An 11,168-nucleotide genomic window follows, 5' to 3' on the forward strand; every position below is an offset into this window, starting at 1 on the left:
AAGGTCCGCAAAATAGGGAATTCTGCGGCATTCTACCAGCCTTTTTTCAACAACCGTCCAATAGAAACCAAAGTGGTTATGTAAACGCTTACAGCCGGGAGGATGCTGTTAAGGGCTGTAACATCCTCCCTGCGGCGTATAAGCGTGGTTTAATCATGAGGTACCTGGCTTGCAAGGTCGATAGCTACCACGTCTGTTAAAACATTTGGAGCCCCAGTTTCAGCTGCAGGACGCCCATCGGCATCTTTCTATCCATTTCTTGTGGTGTGTTGTCATAGACCGATTCACTACCATCATTCTCATAGTAAGTGATGGGTACTTCAAATGTGCCGCTTTCATAGCTAGCTGTGAATGTCATCTTTCGGTACCGAAGGGTAATGCCCATATCGGTCTTTAGCCCAAAATTTACGTTCTCGTCAGTATTGAAATACAGCACTTCTGCATCCGGATCATATATGTCGCCTTTGAAATGATAAGGCGGCTCAAACGACAACAATACCGTGGGCGCCGCTTTAACGAAAATATCCGCGTAAAAACCTTCCATGGGGTTGAACGAAACCACTGGTCCCAGCTTCACGCTACCGGTAACAAAGTCGAACGGATCGGCAACTTCATCCGGATGGGGCAACGATTTACCCATGTTGTAGCCGAAGGAAAAGAAGGTGGCATCGAGCCCCACCTTAAACAAATCACTGATGGGATCCTCATGGAAAAAGAAGTACCGGCCCAATTCCATGGTGGCACCCAACTCGGCCCCTATTGCGCCGTCTTTGGCGATATTCTCGTATAATGGCACGGCGGCATCGAGCGCCTTACCAAAGCCGCCTTGTGGAATGTTAACGCCCAAACGGATATAAAATTTCCCATAATCGGACTCATTATAATAACCTTGGTTTGCAACCGTTGCCTGTTGTGCGACTGCACTGGTAACAAAAAGGCTCGCAACAACACAGGCTACTGCTTTTTTTAAAGAAGCATTTGTCTTCATAATCGTATAGATTGCATCTTGGCTTTATACGGATATTATTTTACCGATAAACGGCTTTGTAGGTCGGGGATTACATTTTCGTAGGTACGCAACACGCGGTCCCACTTGCGAAAAGACTCATCGGCTATCACACTCGTACCTGGCGGCGCAATCTCGGACACCAATTTTGCCTTATACTCCAACGGGTCGGTGTTGCTGGTCCTGATAATTAGCCGCGTGCGTACCACGGCAGAATTGAACGATTTGGCAGACCAGGCGGTTGCCATATAGCCGGTAGTCTTATCCATGATGGCAATAACATCAAACGTACCGGTGACGATACGATTAAGCAACACCCATGATTCTTCCGCATTGCGGGCTGGCCGGATATCGATGTCCTGGTTGGCTAGGTTGGTAACAAACGAGTTCTCGTACGCTTCGTCTTTTACCAACTGGATATAATCCGTTTTCGGGATAACATTGACCCCGTTGTTTTCATAGTTACGTATCTCGGTAACGAATCCCACCTTTTCAACCCGGATATTAACGGTAGCGTACTTGTCAATTTTGATTTTGGCAGGTGCCGTCACCTGCTTCCCATCCACGAAAAGGTTAGCCCCACTTTCCGTACTGATTGTAACGGTACGTTTTTTTGCCTTTTGTGCAAAGGCGGGTGTCGAGACGACGAATAACGCACAGCTGAATATCGCTAACGCAATAAAAGATAGAAGTTTACGTGTTTCCATAATGATGTGACTACGATTAATTAATTAGTTGATTAAAGTGAATTTTTCTCCCCGTTTTGGGGGGTGTTATTAATTGTCGTCACAAAAGTATAGGTCACATTAAGCAAAAAAAATACCCAGTGTCGGGTATTTTTCAGGTATTTTGCAAAAGAAGAAGTCGTCTTTAGCCTTATAGCTTGCTATTCACATCCAACGCGTTCAATTCTTCAAATGCCTGGGTAAGGCGCTTCACGAAGTGCTCTTCGCCCTTGCGCAACCACACACGTGGGTCGTAATATTTTTTGTTTGGCGAATCCGCCCCTTCCGGGTTGCCGATTTGGCTCTGCAGGTATCCCTCATTTGCCTGGTAGTATCCACGTACGCCATCCCAAAATGCCCATTGCATGTCGGTATCGATATTCATTTTGATTGCCCCATAGGATATTGCCTCCGCAATTTCTTCGGGAGCCGAACCGGATCCACCATGGAAAACAAAGTTCACTGGCTTCTCGGCAGACAAGCCAAACTTCTCGCGGATATATTCCTGCGAATTGCGAAGGATAACGGGTTGCAATTTCACGTTGCCCGGTTTATAGACGCCATGTACGTTTCCGAAAGCTGCAGCCACGGTAAACTTATCGCTCACCTTGTTCAGTTCTTCATAGGCGTAAGCCACCTCTTCGGGCTGGGTGTACAATTTGGAACTGTCAACGTCGGTGTTGTCCACACCATCCTCTTCCCCACCGGTTACGCCAAGTTCGATTTCCACAGTCATGCCAAGCGCCTTCATCCGTTGGAGGTATTTCTTCGATATCTCGATATTCTCTTCAATGGGCTCTTCAGACAAATCGAGCATGTGCGATGAAAACAGTGGTTTGCCGTTTTGCCTAAAGAATTGTTCGCCATGGTCCAGCATACCATCGATCCAAGGCAATAACTTTTTGGCCGCATGGTCGGTGTGCAGGATAACCGCTACGCCGTAATGTTCGGCCAGCAAGTGTACGTGGTGCGCCGCCGACACGGCACCAAGCACGCACGCTTTCAGCCCGTCGTTACTCATGGATTTACCAGCGTAGAACTGCGCACCGCCATTAGACAGCTGGATAATCACAGGGGAATTTACCGCCTTGGCGGTTTCCATTACGGCATTTATCGAATCCGTACCGATGACGTTCACTGCGGGCAATGCAAATTTATGTGCCTTCGCGATCTCAAATAATTCCTGTACGGCATCACCGGTAACAACCCCTTTAAAATCTTTTAAACTCATGGTATTCTCTTAGTTATCGTTGTTTAAGGCCTCGAAAGTAGGTAAAATTTTTGGAAATCGGTAATCCATGCATAGCCGGGCTTTACACCGACCAGGACAACTCCGATGGGTTGATCGTCAAAAATTCTTCCCAAGGGGATACCTGATCTGCCAACCAACAACACGCTCTCCCCACCTGTCGGCAAAAGAACAATGTTCCAGAAGGTTGAATAAGTATACGCGACATATGTAGTAAATCAAATATTGGTTAACAAATGTTAAAACCACTGGACATAAGCGAGCCTACTATTACCTTTACCGCACCATGTATAGAAGTCGTCGCCTCATATCGTTGTATTGGCTCATTTGCAGCAGTATGTTGTCGATACCACTGGCGCAAGCGCAGTATCTCGGCGGTGTGGTGCGCGATCGTGAAACTGCGCAGGCCATCCGGGCGGCCAGCATTACGATAGGTAACCGCCGCGCGGCCACCGATGCTTCGGGGCGTTTCGGCATCTCGGGTTTCACCAACTTCCCGATCACCATTTCCGTCTCGCACATTGGCTACGAGCCAGCATCCCTTACCTTGTACTCGCTCCCGGATACGCTGCTTTACATTTCATTGTTAAGCAAAACCATCGGCCTCGCTGAGGTCCGTATACTCGGCAAGCGCAATTCTGTGAAAGATTCGCTGTGGATGCGCGAAGAGTATGCTGATCAGTTCAATTTCAAGCCTGTGAAGCCTTGGGAGGCACTGACGCTCGCACCCGTGGGCATTGCCATCAACCTCAATGTGCTCTTTGCTTCGTTCTCGCGCGAGCAGAGACGGAGCAAGCTACTAAAAGCAACCCTCATGCGCGACGAGCGCGAAGATTACGTGGACCGCCGGTATACGAAGGCGCTCATCCAAGCGCAGACGAATATTCCCGACGGGGAACTGGATGTCTTCCACTGGTTTTTCAGGCCTACCTACGAACAGTTGCTCGGGTTTTCAGACTACGACCTATTGCTATATATCCGCAACAAGTATCAGGATTTCAACACACACAGGGAGGCCTACCCGAGAAGGGTACCGTCGCTTATGGGGCAAGTGCAGTAACCGTTCCCCAGCAAAAACCCACTCCTGCCATAGGGTTGTCACTACCGGATCGTACCTTTGGCTTAGCGATGATGAAACGGCAAAAAACGATTTGATGGATGACGAAATGGTATACGCCTCCTCCACCGCGGAATGGCGCAATTGGCTTCACGGCAACCATCACCTCCATCAAGGTGTATGGCTTATCCAGTACAAAAAGCAATCCGGCATACCCACGATCAGTTGGGCTGATGCGGTCGACGAAGCCCTATGCTTCGGATGGATAGACAGCATCAAAAAGAAACTCGATGATGACCGTACCGTACAGTTCTTCAGCAGGCGTAAACCCACCGGCACATGGTCGAAGATCAACAAGGAAAAGGTGGAGCGGCTTGTCATCGCTGGACAAATGACGCCGGCCGGATTGGCCTGCGTCGAGACGGCGAAACGGAACGGCTCGTGGACCATTCTGGATAGTGTTGAAGCCTTACTGATGCCGAGCGACTTGGCCTTTGCCATCGGTCGCCACGTCGGTGCTCAAGCTTATTTCGACAGCCTCAGTAAATCTGTCCGGAAAGCGCTGCTGCAATGGGTGGTGTTGGCTAAGCGTTCCGAAACACGCCAAAAACGCGTCGCCGAAATAGCAACGGCTGCAGCGCAACGGCGAAAGCCAACCGGATACTAAACGAAGTGCTATACAACCATGTGGAAATTCAACGCCAATCTGGACATCATCGGCATCAATCCCTTCGTATTTGTGCCCCAAAAGGTACTGACCGCCATTCAGGCGCAAGCGGGGAAAGACAAAGGGCCGATACCAATTAAGGGTACGATAAACGGTAAAATGTTCCGACAAACGCTGGTAAAATACAGCGGTGCCTGGCGACTGTATGTGAACGTCGAAATGCTCAAAAACTCACCCCAACGTATCGGCGAAACCGTGGTATTGGAAGTTTCCTTTGACCCGGCCGACCGGCCCATCCACCCCCACCCTAAGCTGCTAGCCGCGCTGGCCAAGAACAAGCAAGCTCGAGAGTGCTTTGATGCACTTGCCCCATATAAACAAAAGGAGATTATGCGGTACATTGCATCCCTCAAAACGGAAGCCGGTATCGAGCGGAACGTAGCTAAAGCCATGGATTTCCTTTTGGGAAAGGGGCCGTTTGCGGGGCGGAAAACCTTGGATTAATGGGTGTTGAGAGTCAACCGGTTTTCCCGCTGGCTTCGCCAAACCGTCAATTGTAACTGCCCTTTCCATTTGTTGGCAGCTTCCACTTTCACCAAATCGATTACCGCATCCATTTCGGTTCCTTCGCAGACCAAAAGAACATCAGCCGCCTGCAAACCTGCTTGCGCCGCCTGCGAGCCTTCTGATACACTCACTAATAATATCCCCCTTATCCGGTCCAGACCGGCGGCAGATTGCTCACCAAGGGTCTCTACGGACTTCACTTTTGCGCCGTGCCATTCCACGACCTCGCCTGCTGAAAAGGTTTCTGCGGCCGCCAATGGCGATATCACCGGACCCTCCGCTTTTGCTTTCAATCCGGGAGAAAACACGCCGAAATCATCCATAGCAAAATTCTCAAAACCCTGTTTGAGGAATACCGATTCGTCTCCTACCGTAAAATCTGCCGCTGGTGCGCCCGCAAAATGCGGATGGCCCACTATTCCGTCATCTTCGACTCCGTATTTCCGGCTTGCTTCAAGATCAGCGCTATCCACAAAAAAATTATGGTCCACCATATCCCCCCAATGGTCCACGCGTATCGCCTGATGGGCGGTCATCACGATATTTTTCGTAAACACATCATGGCTTTTATCAAACCACACATGCGGGTGGAATCCATTGTTCACCAAGATATTATTATAGACTCTCCGGTAAAACCCTTCCCGCAATTTGAGCCCTCCGGCCAGGCACAGGTTGTTGTAGATTTCATAGTTGCTCGAACCATCGTCCAAATCGATATCCCACCCATGGTCGCACCGGAAGCGGTTGTTTCGAATGATGGTCGTTTCCACGGCATCCAATAAGATCCACTCGGGATGGACCTTAACCAAACTGTCCATCACCTTCCGATCCGGATGCCAAAAGCGGTCCCTGCCCCAAGAATTGAAGGCACCGTGGTCGCCCGTTTCAAGTACCGTTTCAAACACGTCGTTATGTTCAATAAGGTGTCCTCCCCAGGCACCATCTCCAATATTAATACCCGCGCGCGGCACTTGGTAAATGGTATTATGGCGCACTTGGATACGAGCTGCTAGCTGAATCTGCACACCGGCCACCTGTTTTTCGATGGAGCCAATGTGGCGGATGAGGTTATCTTCCACTATGCAATCTGCTGGATAGTCGCCGCTTTTAGGGCCCGGTATGGTATCTATATCGCTGGCAGGCACAAACTCTTCGTAGCGGAAAGAAGGGGAGCGGACAGCATTAATGTTGCCCACAAGACAGACAGCGCTCCCGCCGATGTGCTCAATGAGGTTCCCCGAAATTTCAGCCTTCCGGTTGTAATTGCTCACAAACACGGCGTTGCCGCCGAGCAAGCTGAACGTACCTTTATGCACACCGCAACGCTCCGTACCATCAAATACCACCGCCCCGTTTCGGTGAATGGCCCAATCGCTCCGCATAAGCTGTTCTTCTGTTTTCATGAAGGTTGGGGTAGTGTGCTGAAAGACCATCCCTTCGACATGGATATCGGTCACAGGGCGCTGTTCACTACCTTTCAGTTGGATCAGGCTTTCGAGCTGGGCAGCCACGAATTGCATATCCTCGACTTGCTGCCCCTCCTCGGGAATATAATACAACATCCGTTCGGCTTCCGCAAAATACCATTCGCCCGGTGCGTCGAGTTCCTCGAAGATGTTCTCCACATAACGCTGCGTCTTGTGCATCGGGCCGGGCCGGTTGTTCTGCCAGCCTCCCTCGTAAACCAAGTTCCCGGCATCATCCTTACCCGTAATCCGGTAATGCATACCTCCCCATCTACTACGATGCATCGCATGGATAAACCCGCCCGCCGGGTTTTCCCAGCTGGCTACCCGTTCGTGGTCAAGCGCATCCGCGGCAAACCCACCAAACGGAAGTTTCCCTTCTTCCTTGTTCGGGTACCGTGCCCTCGTCAGCGCCCTCTCTTCGGCAAACAGTGCTGTTATGTTATTTACTCCGTGAACGGGGCTCTTCCATATCCCACCTTCCTGAGGTTCCCAATCTAATTCGAGTGGCACTCCCCCACTCAGTATCACTTCCGCACCATCGTCTGCACGGATCGTATATGGTGCTTTGGGGGTTCCGGATTCTTCCGCGTGGAAAACCAATGGCGCCGACAAGTGATACGTGCCTTCCAGCAGCACCATTTCAAACCGATCGGTGCTCCCTCGCTCCTTGAGATCCGCCACGGTACGTTTGGCCGATGCTAAGGAGATAAATGGCCGTTGCTTTGTGCCATCGCCCTCGTCGCTGCCGTTAGGGGCCACGTAATAGGTGGTCACCACTGTACTGCAGGCACCTAACGCAAAGATGCCGCTCGCCCATAATATCAGGGCCAGTCCCATCCTACCCTTTATAACGTTGTCGTTGGTCATACTTAAATTGTTATGGGTACCGAGGGTTCTGTGGGATATCATTTGTCGTTATCTCGCCAATCGGGATAAGCTTCTAACATCCTGTATCTTAACGAACGTAAGCAAAAGTAGCGAGCGTATCACCTACCCAATTAACTTCAGTTAACCAGCCATTCAATCAGATTAACATAAGCTGTCTCAATTTGCCACATAAATGATATCCGCAACACAGTGTTGGCCAAAATGGTCGACTTGAGGGTTTCTTTTCATATTAGTATCAAAAAAACAGATTCCCTAGAAAAGCCGCCAGAACATCAATTTTGTATATCGCTAATGGGCATGTGCATCGCCCGCATTGCTCAACTTGGCATTTACGAAAAAAGCTCCTTTCACAACGATATGCGTCTCCTGTGGAATTTCAATAACAGGCGAAATCGCGGTATAGCCCAATTCCGTAGCACCTTTCATCACTTCGATTTTTTCGAAACGCGTACCCTGTTCAGAACCGAGATTATGCGATTCGCCCTCCTTATGGTCATGGAGCGCCCCTTCCTCTTCTTTGACCAAAAAGATATAGTATTTACCATCCGCATTGACGATTGCGTCATTGGGGACAGCCGGACCTGACTCGCCTCCCCGATCAACGATACCGGTAATGTTCATGCCGTCGATAAGTCCTGTCTTATCGCCGATTACCTCGCTGTGTATCGCAATGGTCTTACTATCGCTATTGAAAGAAGAGCCGATATTATATACTTCGGCAGTATACGTTTTGTTCGGGCTGTTTGTTACAACGAAATCTATTTTCTGACCGACTTTGATCAGCGGGATATCTTTTTCAAATACCTGTAAATCTAAATGTAGGGCACTGTTTTCTACCAATTCTGCAATGGGCGACGCGACATCTACATAGCTTCCTATTTTGGCAAAAACATCACTGACCGTGCCATTTATCGGGCTGGTGACGGTCAATGAAGACTTCAGGCTAGCATTTGATAATGAAAGCGGATCGATACCCATCAGCCGTATCTGTTGTTTCAGTGAAGCTTTACGCGTTCGTAACGTATTCAATTCGGCTGTAGCACGTTGTAAATTTTTCTTGGCACCCACATCGCCTTCGCTCAAATCCTGTTGCCGGTCGAACTCTTGTTCAGCGAACGCGATGCTACTATTGATATTCAGGTACTCTTCCTGCAATTGTATGAATTGCGGGTTGGAAATGACAGCTACGGCCTGTCCTTTCTTTACGTTATCGCCTATCTCCACCGTCAGGGTCTTCACGATACCGCCGAATAGCGAAGTAGCGTTCGCCTTGTTATTATTAGGCACTCGCAAAAAGCCGTTGGCCTTCATGGTTGCAGACAGTTGCTTTTGCTCAATGGTACCGATTTCAATACCAACCGTTTTTAACTGCTCATGGGTAAGGGTTACCGCGTTACCTTCCTCATGTTCGTGTGACGACGTTTCCATCGATTCGTCGTGATCGTGGGCTTCTTCTGGTTCATGACCGTTTGTACAGGCATAAAAGGAAGCCAAGGCCCCTGCCAGGAAAACGAAAAAGAATAATTTATTTATCATCTGTTGCATCGTATGTCTTATTTACTGATTAGTGAATGGATAAGTGTTACCGTCTCATTGATTTCCTGTATGCTCTTCAGGTAATTCAGTTTGGTGTCAGTTATTGTCTGCAAAGCATAAAGATATTCAACATACGATATTTCGCCGGTCTCATATCCCAGTTTTGCAGCTTCGATGATCTCACCTGCATTCGGAAGCGCCTGCGCTTTGAAGTAATTAAACCGTGCCAAACTGTGCCTATACTGGTTTAAGGCATTCGCCAGTTCGGCTTTCAACTGTTGCTCCTGCCATTTTGCATCCAATGCGAGCGATTGAACCTCGTAATCCAATGAACGTATTTTAGCGTTCGTAGCGCCGAATGTCAACGGTATGGCAATGCCTGCCTCGACCGAACTAAACCGTTGGCCTCTCCCATAAAATTGTTCCACTCCGTTTTTGCTGTGCACCCCCACCAACGATATATTATTATAGCCCAGCGTAAGGTCTGGCAAGGAGGCAGCCCGTTCCACTTTCTTGCGCTGTTCGGCAACTTTGGCCTCTTGGTATAATAGCTGGACGCGCGGATGATTACCGACCGCCGCACTATCAATGATCGTACTTAAACGCATCGGTTCATAATCCGATTGTATCTCAACGGTGAAATCCGTCTGTGTTTGCATTAAGGTCTTCAAACCGTTGTATGCATTTTGCCTAGAAACCTCGTTCTGTTGGAACAGCAAACTTATCTCGCCCTTTTTGGTAACGGCAGCATTAACATCCAATTTGCCGATATCGCCCGTTTTATACCGAAGTTCTGCAACTCGGATAAAATCGGTGTAAACGCCGTCCAAGTTTTTCAATACGGCAGCGTTGTGCGCTAAATAAGCCAGTTGATAATAATACGTCCGCACTTGCTTTTTCAGTTCGTTGGTTGTCAATGCCTTTTTCCATTCACGGCTTACCACCTGTTCGTTGGCGAGGTTTTTCCGTGCGCTGAAAAGTGTGGGGAACGGTATGTTCTGCGAAATTTGAATGCCATCATTATATTCAAACCCATCGGTATTGCCGTATTGGACGTTCACGGCCGTTTTGGGCAATTCAAACGCCGCCTTCCGTAGGCTTTGCGCTGATTCGATATCCAATTTTTTGGACTGGATCCCGATATTGTTCTGCAAAGCGATTTCGATGGCCTCATCTACCCCGATGGTTTGGGCGCTAGCGTTTTGCGAAAAACCGAAGAAGAAGAACACGAATAAGACCGGTATTACCGTCGATGCTACCGCGCCTAACCGCGAGCCTCCACGTGGTTTATTGTTTTTCATAAATACCAGATATAATAAGGGAAGAACGAATAATGTCAATACAGTTGCTGTAACCAGCCCACCGATAACCACCGTTGCCAATGGCTTTTGTACTTCAGCACCTGCACTGGTACTCAATGCCATCGGCAGAAACCCCAAACTCGCTACCGACGCCGTCATCAGTACCGGCCGTAGCCTGGTTTTAGTCCCCTCGATGATCCGTGGAATAATTTTATCCCAACCCTCCCTTTCCAATCGGTTGAAGGTTGCAATCAACACAATTCCGTTTAATACGGCTACGCCGAACAATGCGATAAACCCAACACCGGCCGAAATACTGAAAGGCATGTCCCGTACGAGAAGGGCAAACACGCCACCGATAGCGCTCATCGGAATAGCCGTATAGACTAAAATGGCCTCTTTCAGGGAATGGAAGGTGAAATATAGCAGTATAAAAATCAAGAGCAGTGCGATCGGGACTGCAACCAGTAACCTGTCTGTGGCTTTTTGGAGATTTTCGAACTGGCCGCCATAGGTAAAGTAATAACCCGTGGGGAGCTTCACCTGTTCCGCCAACCGCACCTGGATTTCGTTTACCACACTTGCCACATCCCTTCCCTGCACATTGAAGCCGACATAAATCCTGCGTTTGCCATCCTCGCGGCTGATTTGCGCCGGGCCCAACTTATAATCGACTTCAGCAATCTGCGAAAGTGGTATCTGG

At 49.0% G+C, this 11,168-nt stretch carries 9 protein-coding genes; 3 read left to right on the forward strand and 6 right to left on the reverse strand.

The features are described from left to right. Positions 1-196 precede the first annotated feature (196 nt). The 3 genes from ACO1NT_RS06340 to fbaA form a co-directional block, all read right to left on the reverse strand. Positions 197-988, reverse strand: coding sequence for a hypothetical protein (locus ACO1NT_RS06340; RefSeq protein WP_449047586.1), 792 nt, complete (start codon positions 986-988; stop codon positions 197-199). A 35-nt stretch (positions 989-1,023) separates the two neighbouring features. Next, a complete protein-coding gene (locus ACO1NT_RS06345; protein WP_449047588.1) occupies positions 1,024-1,713 on the reverse strand; it encodes a hypothetical protein in 690 nt (229 codons plus the stop codon). 169 nt (positions 1,714-1,882) lie between these two features. Continuing rightward, positions 1,883-2,962, reverse strand: a complete 1,080-nt coding sequence (gene fbaA / locus ACO1NT_RS06350; RefSeq protein WP_449047590.1) for a class II fructose-bisphosphate aldolase — start codon at positions 2,960-2,962, stop codon at positions 1,883-1,885. Between the two features lie 304 nt (positions 2,963-3,266). Here fbaA and ACO1NT_RS06355 point away from each other — a divergent pair, with 304 nt between their 5' ends. From ACO1NT_RS06355 to ACO1NT_RS06365, 3 genes are all read left to right on the forward strand, one after another. Continuing rightward, the gene (locus ACO1NT_RS06355) at positions 3,267-4,040 is read left to right on the forward strand and encodes a carboxypeptidase-like regulatory domain-containing protein (RefSeq protein ID WP_449047591.1); all 774 of its coding nucleotides are present in this window, start codon (positions 3,267-3,269) and stop codon (positions 4,038-4,040) included. 94 nt (positions 4,041-4,134) lie between these two features. Next, positions 4,135-4,704, forward strand: coding sequence for a YdeI/OmpD-associated family protein (locus ACO1NT_RS06360; protein ID WP_449047592.1), 570 nt, complete (start codon positions 4,135-4,137; stop codon positions 4,702-4,704). An 18-nt stretch (positions 4,705-4,722) separates the two neighbouring features. Beyond that, the gene (locus ACO1NT_RS06365) at positions 4,723-5,208 is read left to right on the forward strand and encodes a YdeI/OmpD-associated family protein (RefSeq protein WP_449047593.1); all 486 of its coding nucleotides are present in this window, start codon (positions 4,723-4,725) and stop codon (positions 5,206-5,208) included. On the opposite strand, the gene ACO1NT_RS06370 is transcribed toward ACO1NT_RS06365, so the two are convergent. From ACO1NT_RS06370 to ACO1NT_RS06380, 3 genes are all read right to left on the reverse strand, one after another. Next, the gene (locus ACO1NT_RS06370; protein WP_449047595.1) at positions 5,205-7,649 is read right to left on the reverse strand and encodes a right-handed parallel beta-helix repeat-containing protein; all 2,445 of its coding nucleotides are present in this window, start codon (positions 7,647-7,649) and stop codon (positions 5,205-5,207) included. The genes ACO1NT_RS06365 and ACO1NT_RS06370 overlap by 4 nt on opposite strands. Positions 7,650-7,916: 267 nt before the next feature. Then, complete coding sequence (locus tag ACO1NT_RS06375; RefSeq protein WP_449047596.1) at positions 7,917-9,164, reverse strand: efflux RND transporter periplasmic adaptor subunit; 1,248 nt, start codon at positions 9,162-9,164, stop codon at positions 7,917-7,919. Between the two features lie 17 nt (positions 9,165-9,181). Further along, positions 9,182-11,168 (reverse strand): efflux RND transporter permease subunit (locus tag ACO1NT_RS06380; RefSeq protein ID WP_449047597.1); only part of this gene is annotated, 1,987 nt, incomplete at its 5' end.

Source organism: Parapedobacter sp. (genome assembly GCF_053550995.1).